The organism is Streptomyces sp. NPDC102514 (assembly GCF_055584525.1).
Genome location: NZ_JBVJLW010000023.1, coordinates 1 through 15,494 on the forward strand (window position 1 = coordinate 1; position 15,494 = coordinate 15,494).

Here is a 15,494-nt window from a genome sequence, read left to right on the forward strand (position 1 = left end):
TCATCAGGCACAAGATCATCCGGCACCCGCAGAAGTCTGCCGTTGGCTCAGCCCACAACCAAGCCCACAGCCAAGCTCATTCTGCAATGGTCAGTAAGGGGCGCGGGGAACTGTGCGCAGTCCGGGATTCGGGCGGGCGCCTAGGGGGCCACACCTTTGTGGGACCCTGGCGAAATGAACGATCAGTACGTCCTGACGCTCTCCTGCCCCGACAAGCAGGGCATCGTGCACGCCGTGTCGAGCTACCTCTTCATGACCGGCTGCAACATCGAGGACAGCCAGCAGTTCGGTGACCACGACACGGGACTGTTCTTCATGCGCGTCCACTTCTCGGCGGAGACGCCCGTGACCGTGGACAAGCTGCGCGCGAGTTTCGCGGCGATCGGTGACTCGTTCCAGATGGACTGGCAGATCCACCGGGCCGACGAGAAGATGCGGGTCGTGCTGATGGTCAGCAAGTTCGGGCACTGCCTGAACGATCTGCTGTTCCGCGCACGGATCGGCGCGCTCCCCGTCGAGATCGCGGCTGTGGTGTCCAATCACACGGAGTTCGCCGAGCTCGTGGAGTCGTACCACGTGCCGTTTCGGCATATTCCGGTCACCAAGGAGAACAAGCCGCAGGCTGAGGCGCAGGTGCTGGAGTTGGTGCGGGAGCAGGGGGTCGAGCTGGTGGTGCTGGCTCGGTACATGCAGGTGCTCTCTGATGATCTGTGCAAGCAGTTGAGCGGGAAGATCATTAATATTCACCACTCGTTCCTGCCTAGCTTCAAGGGTGCGAAGCCGTATCACCAGGCGCACGTGCGGGGTGTGAAACTGATCGGTGCCACCGCGCACTACGTGACGGCCGACCTTGATGAGGGGCCGATCATCGAGCAGGAGGTCGAGCGGGTGGGGCACCAGGTCACGCCGGAGCAGCTGGTGGCTGTGGGGCGGGATGTGGAGTGCCAGGCGCTGGCCCGGGCCGTGAAGTGGCATGCGGAGCGGCGGATCCTGCTGAACGGGCGTCGGACCGTCGTTTTTGACTGACCGCTTGTGGTCGGACGCGCGACGGGAGAGGTGGGCGGGGGCCGGGGCGACGTGTCCGTCCTCGGTCCGGCGCGATCGAGTGGGATTTGCAGGAGCCCTTTGCGGACGCGCCGGCCGCTGCGGGCGGACACGTCGCCCCGGCCCCCTCCGGTCTCTTGCGGGTGTGCGTCCGGGGGGGGGGGGGCTGTTACATGCGGCTCAGTGATGCTGCTGCGAAGAGGACGTCTCTGATGGCCTCTCGGTCGCCTGCCTGGCCTGCCGCTGCCTCTTCCGGGGAGACGTGGCCCGCTGCCAGTTGGCAGAACTCCACGCCGTCCAGGGCCACGTGGGCCACTTCGCGGTCGGGGGAGGCCAGGGTGCCGGGGGAGTCGAGCGGGATGAGCCATTCGCCGCCGCCGAGGCCCTCGATCTCCAGGCGGAGGCTGCGGCCGGGGGTGCCGGCCGGGACCAGGTGGGGGGTTTCCGCGGGGGCCGCCAGGCCTGCCTGGCGGCGGGCGGCCAGGGCCGAGGGGAGCATGCGGGCGCCCAGGTCGATCATCGCGTGGAGATGGCGGGGCGAGGGCGGCTCGTAGGGGTAGTCGACCGCCTCGGCGATGTCTCCGGCGTGGACCCAGGTCTCGAAGGCCCGGTCCAGCATGGAGTCCCGGAGCGGGAGTTCGAAGTCGCCGTACGGGACGGGGAGGCGGCCGGAGCCTCCGCCCGCGAAGGCCACCGTGCGGACGAGGTTGTGGGACTGCTCGCGCCAGGGACCGCGTACGGAACGGGTGGGCGGGAAGTGGGCTGCGCCCCAGAAGGCCTCGGTGCGGGCCGAGGGGGTGGGGGTGGGGGTGTCCGTCCGGGTTTCCAGGGGGTCTTCCAGGCCGAGTGTGACGGCGACCAGGCCGTCCACGGTCAGGAGGTGGGCGATCACTCCGGCGACGGTGGTGCGTCGGCTGATGGGTTCCTTGCCGTCGAACCAGCGCAGTCGCACCGGGGCGTGCCACTCGGCGTCGCCGATGTCCTGGAGCAGGGCGTCCAGGCGGGCGGTCTCCGCGTCGTACGGGGTGGCCCAGGAGGGGACCGGGATCCGGGGCGGGCGGCGGGTCAGGCAGGCCTGCAGGACGCGGGTGCGCAGGGCCGGGTCCAGGTCGAGGGTCTCCGGCGGGTGCAGGAGGCCCACGGCTTCACGCAGGCGCAGGGCCTCGTCCGCGCAGGCGCCGCAGCCGCCGAGATGATCCTCCACCGCCGCCGTCTCCTCGGGCGAGCAGGCCGCCAGCGCCCAGGCGCCCAGCAGCGCCTTCAGCACCCGGTGTTCGAGGAGGAGGGGAGGGGTGGGGAGGGGGAGGCCCGTGTCCTCTATGGAGGTGCGTGGAATCGGTATGCGTGGGGGGTTCTGGGGGTTCGGTTCTTCTTCGTACTCGTCGAAAGGGTTTGCGCTGTTCACCTTGTGCCCCCTTGGTCGGGGGGTGTTCCCGGTGTGTCGTGGGCCGTGGAGAGGAGTTGGAGGCCCAGGCGCAGGCGGCGGCGGGCCTCGTCCGCGGTGACGCCCAGGTCCGCGGCGGTCTGGCGGTAGTCGCGGCGCTGGAAGTAGGCGAGTTCCAGGGCGGTGCGCAGCGGGGTCGGCATGGACGTGACGATGTAGTCGGCGCGGGCCGCCACGGAGGCGCGGCGGACCTTGCGTTCCAGTTCGGCGGTGTCGTCCGTGCCGTCCTGGGCGAGCGCGGCGGTCTCCGTGGTGCGCAGGCGCTGTACGGCGAGGCGGTGCGTCAGGGTGGCGACCCAGGAGCGCAGGGGGCCCTGTTTGGGGTCGTAGGACTCGGGGTTCTCCCAGACGTGGGCGAAGACCTCGCGGGTGATGCCGTCGGCCGCGTGCTCGTCGCCGAGTACGCGGTGGGCGAGACCGTGCACGAGTGAAGCGAAGCGGTCATAGAGCTCGCCGAGCGCGGCTGCCTCCCCCCGCGCGAGCCGCTGTTGCATCTTGCGGTCCCAGCGGGGTGGCGTGTCCCTTCTGGCCATGCGGCCCCCTCGCCCCTGTTCGTGCTGTGCGCCTGTGCCCGTGTCCACCGGATTCTCCTCTCCGGTCTCCTCACGAATGTAGTCGGCACCCGTGGTGACGCACGCCCCTTTGTGGCAATGCGCGCCCCGGGGAGGGGGTGGGGTGGTAGGGGGATTGTTGCGGTGTGTGTTGCTGTACTTACTTTGGGTGGGGTGGTGGGTGAATTGTTCTGGTTGGGGGTGGCCGGGTGGGAGTGCGTCTGATCGGAAGGGGGCGTGTGGGGTGCGTTTCGATTCGAAATTCCGTGTTTCGCGGCGCGGGGGTGGGGCAGCCACGCAGCAGGGAAGTGACGTTGTGGCTTCCGTTTCCGGGTCCGACATTGTCGAGCGAGGGACAGACGCGTGACGCTCAGGGTGACCGAAGGCGAGCAGCGCGGCTGGGCCGTCGTGCGGGTTTCGGGTGAGATGGATCTGGTGACCTCGCCCGTGCTGCGGCAGCGGGTGCACGAGGCCGTGGCCGACGGGCGGCGGGATGTCGTGCTGGATCTGTCCGGGGTGCTGTTCTGCGACTCCAGCGGCGTGAGTGTGCTCATCGCCTCGCGGCGGCTGATCCGTTCCTGTCAGGGGCGTCTGCGGGTGATCCTCCCCGCGCAGGGGGCCGAGGACGGGTCGCACGTCAACCGGGTGCTGGGTGCCCTCGGTGTGCGCAGGCTCTTCGACGCGTACGCCGATGTCGACGCCGCCGTGGACGATGAGGCGAGTTCACTTTCGGCGTGATTCCCGTCACGCAGGGGGAAGGTCGTTGGGTGTGTTCGTGACGGTGTTGTCGCGGATTTCCCCCGGTCTTGGCGCAAGCGTCGTTTTCCGGCTCCCCGAGGGGGCTGGTCGTCGTACGCTCCTGCCAGACGTACCCACGTGAGGTAAGGCGGCCCGAAAGACATGGTCAGTACCGAGTACGAGCGGAAGATCGCCGCCCGGTTCGCCGGCTTCGATCAGGACGGCAACGGCTACATCGACCGCGAGGACTTCAACGCGGCGACGAAGGCGCTGCTCGCCGAGTTCGCCACGACGGCCCGGTGCGACAAGGGCCAGGCCCTGTACATCGGCGCGGAGGCCTTCTGGCAGGGCATGGCGGGCATAGCGGACCGGGACGGTGATCAGCGGATCACCCGCGAGGAGTTCGTGAACGGGGCCGTGAAGCGGCTGCGCGACAACCCCGACCGCTTCGCCGAGATCGCCCGCCCCTTCCTGGACGCGGCGCTCGCCGTCGCGGACGGCGACGGGGACGGCTCCGTGACCGTCGACGAGACCGCGCGGATCCTCAAGGCCCTGGGTGTGCCCGGGGACACCGCTGCCACCGCGGCCGGCGCTCTCGACTCGGACGCCGATGGAGTGGTCACCGAGCCCGACATCGTGAGTGCCTTCGCCCGCTACTTCACGGTGCCCGAGTAACGCTCCCGGAGCCGGTACTTCAGCACCTTGCGCAGCGTCTCGTTGCGCGGAAGGGCGTCCACCACCTCCAGTTGCTCCGGCAGCTTGTGGGGGGACAGTCCTTCCGCGCGCAGATGGGCCGTCACCTCGGGGAGGGTGAGGGGCGTGGTTCCGGTGATCTGCTCGATCACCGCGCAGACTCTTTCTCCTCGTTCTGTGTCGGGGAGGCCTATGACTGCTGCGTCCGCGATTGCCGGATGGTTGTGCAGTAGGTCCTCCAGTTCTTTGGCGCTGATGTTCTCGCCCTTGCGGATGATCACGTCCTTCAGTCGGCCCGTCAGGACCAGGTGGCCGGTGGGGGTGAGGTGGCCGAGGTCCCCCGTGATCAGGAAGCCGTCCTCGTCGAAGGCCTCCTTCGTCTGGTCGGGGTCCAGGTAGCCCGCGCACACCGCTTCGCCGCGCAGGCGTACCTCGTTGTTCGTGATGCGGATCTCCATGCCCGGTGGGGGTTTGCCCTCCGTCGTCGCCAGGTTCTCCTCGGTGTCGTCCGGGGAGCCCATGGTGATCATCGGGACCTCCGTCATGCCGTAGCCGTGGGTGAGTTTCACGCCCATCTCGCGTACGACCGCGTGGTGGATCTCGGGGGGCTTGGGGGCGCCGCCGCCGGCCAGGAGGCGCAGGGTCGGGATGAGTCCGGTGTCCGGCTGCTTGCGTTGTTCCGCCAGGAACATGGAGTAGAACGCCGTCGAACCGCCCGCCACCGTCACCCCGTGCCTGCGGTAGCCCTCCAGTGCGTCCGGCAGCGCGAACTTCTCGAAGAGGACCGCCGGGAACCCGTACAGCAGCAGCATGACCAGGTAGTCGGGGCCGCCTATGTGGGCGAAGGGGAACGCGATCGAGCCCGTGTCGGCCTCCGAGAGGTGCAGGGCGTGGGCGAGGCAGCTGCCGCCGGCTATGAGTGAACGGTCCGTGTGCAGGACGCCCTTGGGGTCCGAGGTCGTGCCGGACGTCCAGTAGATCCAGCGCACGTCCGTCCCGGTGGTGGGCGGGGCGGGGAGTGATGCGGGGTCGCCGGCGGGGAGGGTGGCGTACGCCTCGAAGGTGCCGCGCGCGGCGATGCGTTCGGCCATGGCGGTGTGGTCGAAGTCGCGCCAGGTGCCGGGGACCGCGAAGAACTCCGCCTGCGAGGTGTGGAGCGCGAAGGACACCTCCCGGTCGCGGTAGATGGGGATGATCGGCGACTGGACCGCGCCGAGCCGTGTCAGGGCCATCGCGAGGACGACGGTCTCGATACGGGTGGGCAGCTGCCAGGCGACCACCGTTCCGGGGCTTACGCCCATGTCGTGCAGGCCCGCCGCCGTGCGTTCGGCGCCCGCGCGCAGCTCCTCGAAGGTCAGGGTGCGGTCGTCCTGGAGGAGGACCGGGCGGTCGGGGGTGAGTGCGGCGCGGCGTTCGACGAGTTCCCAGAAGGTGCGGGAGGTGTCGAGTGTGTGCGCGGTGTCCGTGGGCATGCCCGTGCTCCTCACCGCTGATGGCCAAGGTAACTGACGGGTAGTCAGGTCGCGTGGAGAGCGTAGGCGTCTGCGCCTTGTCGGTCCAGGGGTGCGGGGCTAGCCTGCCTTCTGACGGGTCATCAGATTTGCCGCCGGAGAGGGCTGGACTCATGACCGAACTGCCTCGGATCATCAGCGTCGACGACCATGTGATCGAGCCCGCCCACCTCTTCGAGACCTGGCTGCCGAGGAAATACCGGGACCGGGGGCCGAAACCGCTGACGGCCGGGATCGGCGAGCTGGCGTACGTGGCCGGCAAGTACCGGATCACCATGGATCCGGACGGGCCGCCTACCGACTGGTGGATCTACGAGGACCTGAAGTTCCCGTACAAGCGCAACATCGCCGCCGTCGGCTTCGACCGGGACGAGATGACGCTCGAGGGCATCACCCGTGAGGAGATGCGGCCCGGGTGCTGGGATCCGGTCGAGCGGCTCAAGGACATGGACGCCAATCATGTGGAGGGGAGCCTGTGTTTCCCCACCTTCCCGCGGTTCTGCGGGCAGACCTTCGCCGAGGCGCACGACAAGGAGGTCGCGCTGGCCTGCGTGCGCGCCTACAACGACTTCATGGTCGAGGAGTGGTGCGGCGACAGCGGGGGGCGGCTGATTCCGCTGTGCATCATTCCGCTCTGGGACATCGACCTCGCCGTCGCCGAGATCCGGCGCAACGCGGCTCGGGGCGTGCGGGCGGTGACGTTCTCGGAGATCCCGACCCATCTGGGGCTGCCGTCCATCCACTCCGGGTACTGGGATCCGTTCTTCGCGGTCTGCCAGGAGACCGGGACGGTCGTCAACATGCACATCGGCAGCAGCAGTCAGATGCCCGCCGCGTCGCCGGATGCCCCTCCCGCCGTGCAGGCGTCCCTGAGTTTCAACAACGCCATGGCCTCGATGATGGACTTTCTGTTCAGCGGGGTGCTCGTGAAGTTCCCCCGGCTCAAACTCGCCTACAGCGAGGGGCAGATGGGGTGGATCCCGTACGCGCTGGAGCGGGCCGATGACGTGTGGGAGGAGCATCGGGCCTGGGGCGGGGTGCGGGATCTGATTCCCGAACCGCCTTCTACGTACTACTACCGGCAGATCTTCTGCTGCTTCTTCCGCGACAAGCACGGGGTCGCCTCCCTGGACGTGGTGGGACGCGACAACGCCACGTTCGAGACCGACTATCCGCACGTCGACTCGACCTTCCCGCACACCAAGGAAGTCGCCCTCGACCATGTGAAGGGCCTCGACGACGAGACCGTCTACAAGCTGATGCGCGGCAACGCCATCCGCATGCTGGGCCTCGACCTGGACCGCGACAGGTAATGGATCTTTCGTACTCGGACGAGGACGAGGAGTTCCGGGCGCGGTTGCGGGAGTGGCTGGGTGAGGTACTTCCCGGGCTGCCTCCCAAGCCCTCGGCCGACGACTGGCCGGGGCGGCGCGCGTACGACCTCGGGTGGCAGCGGCTGCTGTACGACGCCGGGTACGCGGGGTTGCACTGGCCGGTCGACGCGGGAGGCCGTGGCGCCACGCCGACCCGGCATCTGATCTTTCTGGAGGAGACCGAGAAGGCGGGTGCTCCCTACGTAGGGGCCAACTTCGTCGGGCTGCTGCATGCCGGGCCGACCATCGCCGCCGAGGGAAGCGCCCGGCAGCGGGCGCGGTGGCTGCCGCCCGTGCTGCGCGGCGAGGAGGTGTGGTGCCAGGGGTTCAGCGAGCCGGACGCCGGGTCCGACCTCGCGTCGCTGCGCACGCGCGCGTGGCGCGACGGCGACGACTACGTGGTCAGCGGCTCCAAGATCTGGACCTCGCACGCCGAAGTCGCCGACTGGTGCGAGCTGTTGGTGCGGACCGACGGGTCGGCGCCGAAGCATCGCGGGATCACCTGGCTGGCGATGCCGATGGACGCGCCGGGCATCACCGTACGGCCGCTTCGTACGCTCGCCGGGTCCGCGGAGTTCGCGGAGGTCTTCCTCGACGAGGTGCGGGTGCCCGTCGCCAACCGGGTCGGTGAGGAGAACGACGGCTGGCGCGTGACCATGGTGACGCTGTCCTTCGAGCGCGGCACCGCCTTCGTGGGCGAGGTGGTGGCCTGTCGGCGGGTGCTCGGCGAGGTGGCGCGCGAGGCCCGGAAGAACGGCCGGTGGGACGACGTGCCGCTGCGGCGCAGGCTCGGCAGGCTCAACGCCGAGTTCCGGGCCCTGTGGCGGCTGACGCAGTGGAACGTGAGCGAGTCCGAGCGCGGTGGCGGAGTGCCGGGCGTGGGCGGCTCGGTCTTCAAGCTGCGGTACTCGCAGGCGCGGCAGGAGCTGTACGACGCGGCGGCCGAGGTGCTGGGTCCCGAGGGGCTCGATCTGGGCCGGGAGTGGACGGTCGACCGGCTGTCGTCGCTCTCGTACACCATCGCGGCCGGGACCTCGCAGATCCAGCGGAACATCGTGGCCGAGCGCATTCTGGGTCTCCCGAAGGGACGGTGAACCGGTGGACTTCCAACTCACCGAAGATCAACGGGCGTTACGGGCCGGGGTGCGCGAGCTGCTGGTGCGGCGGTTCGGGCGGGAGCGGTTGCGGGCCGCCGTGGACCCGGAGAGAGGGGAACGCACCGGCTCCGGGGAGCGGGGCGCCGTCGGTGGGCTCGATCGGTCGCTCTGGCGTGAGTTGGGCGAGGCCGGGTTCTTCGCGCTGCGGCTGCCGGAGGAGCGGGGCGGGGTCGGGCTCGGACTGCCCGAGGCGGTGCTCGCCTTCGAGGAGGCCGGCCGGGCGCTGCTGCCCGGACCGCTCGTGGCCACCCACCTCGCGGCCGGTGAGGTGCCGGGCGCGGCCACCGGCACGTGCGTCGTCGCCGCCGTCGACGGCAACCTCGTCGAATGGCTGGACGAGGCGGACGTCGTACGGGGCGAGGTGACCGGAGCCGTCGCCCTGCGGTCCGTCGATCCGCTGACGCCCCTGCACCGCGTGCCCCGGGCCGCGCCCCCCGACCCGGTCGCCGCCCTGCTGACCGCCGCCGAACAGCTCGGCTCCGCCGCGTGGACCTGTGCGCTGGCCGTGCAACACGCCCGGACCCGTGAGCAGTTCGGGCAGCCGATCGGGGCCTTCCAGGCGGTGAAACACCTGTGCTCGGAGATGCTGGTGCGGGTGGAAGTGGCCCGCGCGGCGGTGTACGCGGCGGCCGTCACCGCCGATCCGCTCGACATCGCGGCGGCCCGGCTGCTGGCCGACGAGGCGGCCGAGCGGGGGGCCCGCGACTGCCTCCAGGTGCACGGCGGGATGGGATTCACCTGGGAGTCCGATGTACACCTCCACCTCAAACGGGCCTGGTCGCGGGCCCGCCGCGGGGAGGGCGCGGCGGCGGCCGAGGAGGCGCTCGCGGAGGATCTGCTGGCGCCGGCGGCACGGCCCGGGACGTGAGCCGCGGGAGCCGGGCGGTGCCGAATGCCGCCGATCGTGGCACTCCCGCGAGGGAGTGGGAGCGGCCGAAGGGGACGGACGTCGCGGAACGTGGCATACCGGAATGACCGAGCGTCGATATCGGGTTGTGTCCTACGCGTGACTCGTCACGGCCTGGAGTCGGCGGCCTGCTCCGGTACCTTGTGTGGGATGCGAGTGGTTCTGATGCCGGGCCATCACGGTGTTGCCCCTGGGGCAGCCCCGGATCCGGCGATGCGTGCCGCTCGCGGGGCAGGAAGCAGGACCGTTCCTGCCTGTTCGACTCCCCGTGGCGAGCGTCGCACAGTATGCCGCACGCGTACTCCTTCGCGCTGGAATATGCCCGAAGCGCTTGTTGGGGTGACTGTACGTCAACCATGCTGTCTCCTGAGGGAATCACGTTCCGTGAGCCCTTTTCTGACCACGATCGTGGCCCTTGCGAGGCGCGAGGCGATGTGTCCGCCGGTTCGGATGGTGTGAGCGGTGCAGGTGCTTCAAGTGCAGCTGGAGATCCGGCCCGACCCCGCGGAGGTGGGGCGAGCCCGGAGGTGGGCCCGTTCGCGGCTCGCGGGTTCCGGGATAGAGGCCGATGAGCCGCTGGCCGAGACGCTGATCCTGCTCGTCTCGGAGCTGGTCACCAACGCCGTGGTGCACACCGGCCGCCCCGCCGTCCTGCGGCTGTTCATGCCGGACGCGGCGAGCGCGCCGACAGCCGGTGAGCGGGCCGTCGGGGAGGTCGTCGCGACCGTCCGCCTGGAGGTCGTCGACGCCAGCACCCGGGCCCCGCGCCCGCGCTGCGCGGACGGCGACGACACCAACGGCCGTGGCCTCGCTCTCGTCGACGGTCTCGCCGACCGGTGGGGCTGGAGCGCCGAGGGTGCCGGGAAACGCATCTGGTGCGAGGTGGACCGATGTTCGTCGGCGACCACTCTCGTCACGGGATGCGACGCGGCGCCGGTGGTGTCTTCGGTGGCATCTCCCGTGGTCTACGGGGACATGGCGTACGAGGCCGTGTAGGCACCGGCCCCCCGCCGGGGCCCGTCACGCGGGAGCGGGCGCTCGGGCACGGGCGCGCCCGCTGGCGCACGGGTGGCACGCGGTCCGGGGCCCTGGCGGTCGGTGATGTCGAGTGCGCCGGGCCGTGCTTCCGCCCGTGAGCGTCACAAAGGGCGCCAATGGCATGAATCGTCGAACAGGTGTTGACGGCCCGTGTCCGTTTCGTCACGCTTGTGTTCAGCGATTCGCCGTGAGGGGACGTCGAGGTCTTCGGTGACGGGAGCCCTCGGCGAGCGCGGATCGCGATTCGGCGTCGGCTCCTGCGGGGCCAGGGGCAGGCGCGCCGGAGAGCCGGATGGCGGCGCGCGGTGCCGCGCCCGGGGTGGGGTGGGGGCTCCTCTCGCCCGGGTGTGGTCGTACGTGGGCGAGACGCGCCGCCAGCCGGCCCGGTGGTCCTGCGGTGAGGCTCGGGGTTCGGGGCTCGGGATTTCGGGTCCGTTGGGCCGGTTTCCTGGTTCTGCGGTCCGGGTTCCAAGTTCGTCCGGGTTCCGGGTTTCTGGACTCCTGGGGTCCTGGGCGCGTCAGAGGATCGCGACCGGTGCGACGGGGGTTCCCGTGGCGCCGGTGAAGGGTTCGGGCATCGCCGACAGCAGGAACGTAGAGCTGCCGACTTCTCCACAGGCTGTGGACAACTTTTCGAGATTCCAGTTCTGGCCCTGAAGCATGCCCATCTCGACCAGGTGGAGGCCGTGGACGGGTAGCCACAAGTCCTCTATTTCAGGAGGAAATATCTCAAAGGTGAGGGTGTCGTTCGCGACCGCCGCGACATCGCGGGCGTGGAACCACTCCGGGGTGCGCACGGACAGACCGGGGGAGGGGAAGGCGTACCCCTGCCGGTTGCCCGCGAGGAGGAGCTGGATCTGACCGGTGCGTACGAGGACGATGTCGCCCGCGCCGACCTTCGTGCCGCTCAGTTCCTCGGCCGCTTCCAGGTCCTCCGGAGTCACCGCGTGCCCGCTGTCCAGGCGCTCCACGCCGAGCGCCCGGGCCACGTCCAGCAGGACGCCGCGCGAGACGATGTGCCCGGGCTTGTCGATGCCGTTGAACTCGGCGCCCCCGTGGGCGGTGATCGTGTCGGCGGGGCGGCCGTTGTAGAGCCTGCCCGAGTGCGAGACATGACTGAGCGCGTCCCAGTGCGTGGCCGCCTGGAGGCCCATCGTCACGGCGTCGTCGCTGCACGCGATCGTGCCGGGGCCGAACAGCTCCTGGTTGATCTGCACCATCGTGTGCAGCGGATCGACCCGGCCCGGGATCATCCCCGTCTGCACGCCGTCCTGGCGCAGGGGGAGTGCGAGCGGAACGCGACGGCCGGTCCGGACGCTCGCGGCGGCCCCGCGTACGACCTCGTCGGTGATCAGGTTCAGGGTGCCGATCTCGTCGTCGGCGCCCCAACGCCCCCAGTTGTTGACGCGCTTGGCGATCTCGTGGAACTCGGCCGGCAGTGACATGAGTACTCCCCGGGGCTTGTCTCCAGGTATCTGACGGGTCGTAGAATCTGAGCCGAGGCAAATCTAACGGACCGTCAGAAACTGCGGGAAGGGGCCGGGGCGTGGGGAACTTCCTGGAAGGCAGGGTCGTCGCCGTGACCGGGGCGGGCCGGGGCATCGGACGCGCGGTGGCGCTGGCGGCCGCGGCCGAGGGCGCACGGGTCGTCGTCAACGACTACGGCGTCTCCATCGAGGGCTCGGAACCGAGCAGTTCGGTCGCCGACGCCGTCGTCAAGGAGATCGGGGCGGCCGGCGGGGAAGCGGTCGCCGTGGCCGACGACATCTCCACCATGGCGGGCGGACAGCGGATCGTCGACACGGCCCTGGAGGCGTACGGGCGGCTCGACGGAGTCGTCTGCGTGGCCGGGATCCTGCGCGAACGCATGCTCTTCAACATGTCCGAGGACGAGTGGGACCCGGTGATCGCCACGCATCTGAAGGGCACGTTCACCGTGTTCCGCGCGGCGTCCGCCGTCATGCGCAAGCAGGGGGCCGGGACGCTGATCGGGTTCACCAGCGGCAACCACCAGGGGTCCGTCTCGCAGGCCAACTACAGCGCGGCCAAGGGCGGGATCATCTCGCTCGTCCGCAGCGCGGCGCTCGGGCTCCACAAGTACGGGGTGACGGCGAACGCGGTCGCGCCGGTCGCCCGTACGCGGATGTCCGCGAACGTGCCGATGGAGCTGACGGAGATCGGTGAGCCGGAGGATGTGGCCGCGCTCGTGGTGTACCTGCTGTCCGGGCGGGCCCGGGAGGAAGGGATCACCGGGCAGGTGTACACCGTGGCGGGGCCGAAGATCGCGGTGTGGGCGCAGCCGCGGGAACTCCGTGCCGGGTATGCGGAAGGGGGGTGGACGCCTGAGCGGATTGCGGACTTTCTGCCGGGGAGCGTGGGGGTGGATCCCATGCCGTTGCTGGAGCGGGTGCAGGAGATGGAGCGGGCTGCTCGGGCCGCGAGGGGGGCGACGTAGGGGTTGGTCGTGGGTGGGTGCGGGTCGGCTGTGGCTGGTCGCGCCGTTCCCCGCGCCCCGGAAAGCGATGGGTGCGGGTTCGCTGTGGCTTTTGCGCAGTTCCCCGCGCCCCCGAGGAGAAGCGGGTGCGGGTGCGTTGTGGCTGGTCGCGCCGTTCCCCGCGCCCCTGGGTGGGTCGGTCGACGGGTGGTGGAGGGGCTCATGGAGTTTGGGGTCAGCGCGGAGGATGAAGCCTTTCGGGATGAGGTGCGGGGGTGGCTTGCTGAGCATGTGGGGGGTGTCGGGGACCGTAGGGGCTGGGAGCGGGTTCTCGGGGGTGGGGGGTGGATCGGGATCGGGTGGGGGGTCGAGGGGTACGGGAATCGTGCGGTCGGGCTGGAACGGCAGGTGGTGTGGGCCGAGGAGTACGCGCGGGTCCGGGCGCCTGCGCGCAGTGGGCACATCGGGGAGAAACTGCTGGCTCCCACGCTCATCGCGCACGGCAGTGAGGAGCAGAAGAACCGTTTCCTGCCGCCCATCGCCTCCGGTGACGAGCTGTGGTGCCAGGGGTACAGCGAACCCGGAGCCGGGTCCGACCTCGCGGGCATCCGTACGGAGGCCGTGCGGGAGGCGGACGGGTACCGGATCAGCGGGCAGAAGATCTGGACCTCGCTGGCGCACGAGGCGGACTGGTGTTTCGTGCTGGCGCGTACGGAGGCGGGGTCGCGGCGGCATCGCGGGCTGAGCTTTCTGCTCGTACCCATGGACCAGCCCGGGCGCATCGACGTGCGGCCGATCCGGCAGATGACCGGGACCAGCGAGTTCAACGAGGTCTTCTTCGACGGGGCGCACGCACGTGCCGAGCATCTCGTCGGCGGCGAGGGCAACGGCTGGCAGGTCGCGATGAGCCTGCTCGGCTTCGAGCGCGGAGTCTCCACGCTGGCCCAGCAGGTCGGTTTCGCGCAGGAGTTGGCGCAGGTGGTCGAGACGGCCGTCGCCTCGGGGGCCGCCGACGACCCGGTCGTCCGCGACCTGCTCGTGCGCCAGTGGGCCGAGTTGCGCACCATGCGGTGGAACGCCCTGCGGACGCTGGGGAGTTCGGCGGACCGGGGCGCTCCCAGTGTGGCCAAGCTGATGTGGGGCCGGTGGCATCAGCGGCTCGGCGAACTGGCGATGCGCGTGCGGGGGGCCGGGGCGGCGGTCGGTCCCGCGGACTGGTCGGCCGGGGCGCCCTACGAACTGGACGCGCTGCAGCACCTGTTCCTCTTCAGCCGCGCCGACACCATCTACGGCGGCTCGGACGAGATCCAGCGCACGATCATCGCCGAGCGTGTGCTCGGCCTTCCCAGGGAAGCGAAGGGCTGAGGCCATGAAGGGCGTGATCTTCGACGGTGAGCAGGCCCAGGTGGTGGACGACCTGGAGATACGGGATCCGGGGCCGGGCGAGGTGCTGGTCGCGGTCTCGGCGGCGGGGCTGTGCCACAGCGACCTCTCCGTGATCGACGGCACCATCCCCTTCCCCGTACCCGTCGTGCTCGGGCACGAGGGCGCGGGTGTCGTGGCGGAGGTGGGCGCGGGCGTCACCCATGTGCAGCCCGGCGACCACGTCTCCCTGTCCACGCTCGCGAACTGCGGTGCGTGCGACGCGTGCGACCGGGGGCGGCCCACCATGTGCCGCAAGGCCATCGGGATGCCGCAGCGGCCGTTTCTGCGGGACGGCCGGCCGCTGTACCAGTTCGCGTCCAACTCCGCCTTCGCCGAACGGACGTTGGTGAAGGCCGTCCAGGCCGTACGGATCCCGAAGGACATCCCGATGGCGTCGGCCGCGCTGATCGGGTGCGGCGTGCTCACCGGGGTCGGGGCCGTGCTGAACCGGGCGCGGGTCGAGCACGGGGACAGCGTGGTCGTCATCGGGACCGGTGGGATCGGGCTCAACGTGATCCAGGGCGCGCGGATCGCCGGCGCGCTGACCGTGATCGCGGTGGATTCGAATCCGGCGAAGGAGGGGGTGGCCCGGCGGTTCGGGGCCGGGCACTTCTTCACGTCCGTGGAGGGGGTGCGGGACGTCCTGCCGACGGGGGCGGATCACGTCTTCGAGTGCGTGGGGCGGGTGGAGCTGGTACGGCAGGCCGTCGATCTGCTCGACCGGCAGGGGCAGGCGGTACTGCTGGGCGTGCCGCCCGCCGGCGCCGAGGCGTCCTTCCTCGTCTCGTCGATGTACCTGGACAAGTCGATCCTCGGGTGCCGGTACGGGTCTTCTCGGCCGCAGCGGGATGTTGCGCTGTATGCGGAGATGTATCGGGAGGGGCGGTTGTTGCTGGATGAGCTGGTGACGGAGACGTATGGGGTGGACGAGTTCGAGAAGGCGGTCGCCGATGCGCGGGTCGGGCTTGCGGCCCGGGCTGTATTGACGTTCTAGGAACGTGCGGGTCCGGTGGGGGCGGGCCCTAAGGATTGCGCCGTTCCCCGCGCCCCTAAAGGCAAAAGATTGCGCCGTTCCCCGCGCCCCTGGGGGGTGGGGGCCTGCGTGGGTTTGTGGGTGCGGGGTCGGTGGGGGTTGGCCGCGCAGTTCCCCGCGCCCCTGGGTACCTGGGGGCGCGGGGA

14 protein-coding genes are annotated in these 15,494 nt (G+C 70.2%); 10 read left to right on the top strand and 4 right to left on the bottom strand.

The genetic code is table 11. The annotated features are described in order from the left end of the window. Nucleotides 1-174: 174 nt before the first annotated feature. Entirely contained in the window at nt 175-1,026 is an 852-nt protein-coding gene (gene purU, locus ACZ60E_RS39760; RefSeq protein WP_384806407.1) for a formyltetrahydrofolate deformylase, read from the top strand. A 187-nt stretch (nt 1,027-1,213) separates the two neighbouring features. Here the strand turns inward: purU and ACZ60E_RS39765 are convergent, their stop codons facing one another. After that, a complete protein-coding gene (locus tag ACZ60E_RS39765) occupies nt 1,214-2,449 on the bottom strand; it encodes a zf-HC2 domain-containing protein (protein WP_469446981.1) in 1,236 nt (411 codons plus the stop codon). Then, the gene (locus ACZ60E_RS39770; RefSeq protein ID WP_384806403.1) at nt 2,446-3,021 is read right to left on the bottom strand and encodes a sigma-70 family RNA polymerase sigma factor; all 576 of its coding nucleotides are present in this window, start codon (nt 3,019-3,021) and stop codon (nt 2,446-2,448) included. Before ACZ60E_RS39770 ends, ACZ60E_RS39765 begins: the two co-directional genes overlap by 4 nt. A 381-nt stretch (nt 3,022-3,402) precedes the next feature. On the opposite strand from ACZ60E_RS39770, the gene ACZ60E_RS39775 reads away from it, so the two are divergent. Both ACZ60E_RS39775 and ACZ60E_RS39780 read left to right on the top strand, forming a co-directional pair. After that, the gene (locus tag ACZ60E_RS39775; RefSeq protein ID WP_210881051.1) at nt 3,403-3,777 is read left to right on the top strand and encodes an STAS domain-containing protein; all 375 of its coding nucleotides are present in this window, start codon (nt 3,403-3,405) and stop codon (nt 3,775-3,777) included. Between the two features lie 162 nt (nt 3,778-3,939). Continuing rightward, on the top strand, nt 3,940-4,452 hold the full coding sequence (locus ACZ60E_RS39780) for an EF-hand domain-containing protein (RefSeq protein WP_384806401.1): 513 nt from the start codon (nt 3,940-3,942) through the stop codon (nt 4,450-4,452). Here the strand turns inward: ACZ60E_RS39780 and ACZ60E_RS39785 are convergent. Continuing rightward, on the bottom strand, nt 4,431-5,942 hold the full coding sequence (locus tag ACZ60E_RS39785) for a class I adenylate-forming enzyme family protein (protein ID WP_469446983.1): 1,512 nt from the start codon (nt 5,940-5,942) through the stop codon (nt 4,431-4,433). The two genes, ACZ60E_RS39780 and ACZ60E_RS39785, sit on opposite strands and share 22 nt — an antisense overlap. Nucleotides 5,943-6,094: 152 nt before the next feature. Here ACZ60E_RS39785 and ACZ60E_RS39790 point away from each other — a divergent pair, with 152 nt between their 5' ends. From ACZ60E_RS39790 to ACZ60E_RS39805, 4 genes are all read left to right on the top strand, one after another. Further along, nucleotides 6,095-7,294, top strand: a complete 1,200-nt coding sequence (locus ACZ60E_RS39790) for an amidohydrolase family protein (protein ID WP_384806397.1) — start codon at nt 6,095-6,097, stop codon at nt 7,292-7,294. Further along, nucleotides 7,294-8,448 (top strand): acyl-CoA dehydrogenase, encoded by a 1,155-nt coding sequence (locus ACZ60E_RS39795; protein WP_384806395.1) that lies wholly within the window; start codon nt 7,294-7,296, stop codon nt 8,446-8,448. Before ACZ60E_RS39790 ends, ACZ60E_RS39795 begins: the two co-directional genes overlap by 1 nt. Nucleotides 8,449-8,452: 4 nt before the next feature. Then, nucleotides 8,453-9,379, top strand: coding sequence for an acyl-CoA dehydrogenase family protein (locus ACZ60E_RS39800; RefSeq protein ID WP_469446986.1), 927 nt, complete (start codon nt 8,453-8,455; stop codon nt 9,377-9,379). A gap of 516 nt (nt 9,380-9,895) precedes the next feature. Further along, nucleotides 9,896-10,414, top strand: coding sequence for an ATP-binding protein (locus tag ACZ60E_RS39805; protein ID WP_384806478.1), 519 nt, complete (start codon nt 9,896-9,898; stop codon nt 10,412-10,414). Nucleotides 10,415-10,974: 560 nt separating this feature from the next. Here ACZ60E_RS39805 and ACZ60E_RS39810 read toward each other — a convergent pair. After that, complete coding sequence (locus ACZ60E_RS39810; RefSeq protein ID WP_469446987.1) at nt 10,975-11,901, bottom strand: cyclase family protein; 927 nt, start codon at nt 11,899-11,901, stop codon at nt 10,975-10,977. Between the two features lie 101 nt (nt 11,902-12,002). Here ACZ60E_RS39810 and ACZ60E_RS39815 point away from each other — a divergent pair, with 101 nt between their 5' ends. The 3 genes from ACZ60E_RS39815 (at nt 12,003) to ACZ60E_RS39825 (ending at nt 15,309) form a co-directional block, all read left to right on the top strand. Further along, the gene (locus tag ACZ60E_RS39815; RefSeq protein WP_469446989.1) at nt 12,003-12,911 is read left to right on the top strand and encodes an SDR family NAD(P)-dependent oxidoreductase; all 909 of its coding nucleotides are present in this window, start codon (nt 12,003-12,005) and stop codon (nt 12,909-12,911) included. Nucleotides 12,912-13,112: 201 nt separating this feature from the next. After that, entirely contained in the window at nt 13,113-14,255 is a 1,143-nt protein-coding gene (locus tag ACZ60E_RS39820) for an acyl-CoA dehydrogenase family protein (protein ID WP_469446991.1), read from the top strand. Nucleotides 14,256-14,259: 4 nt separating this feature from the next. Then, the gene (locus ACZ60E_RS39825) at nt 14,260-15,309 is read left to right on the top strand and encodes a Zn-dependent alcohol dehydrogenase (RefSeq protein ID WP_469446993.1); all 1,050 of its coding nucleotides are present in this window, start codon (nt 14,260-14,262) and stop codon (nt 15,307-15,309) included. The last annotated feature ends 185 nt before the right edge of the window (nt 15,310-15,494 follow it).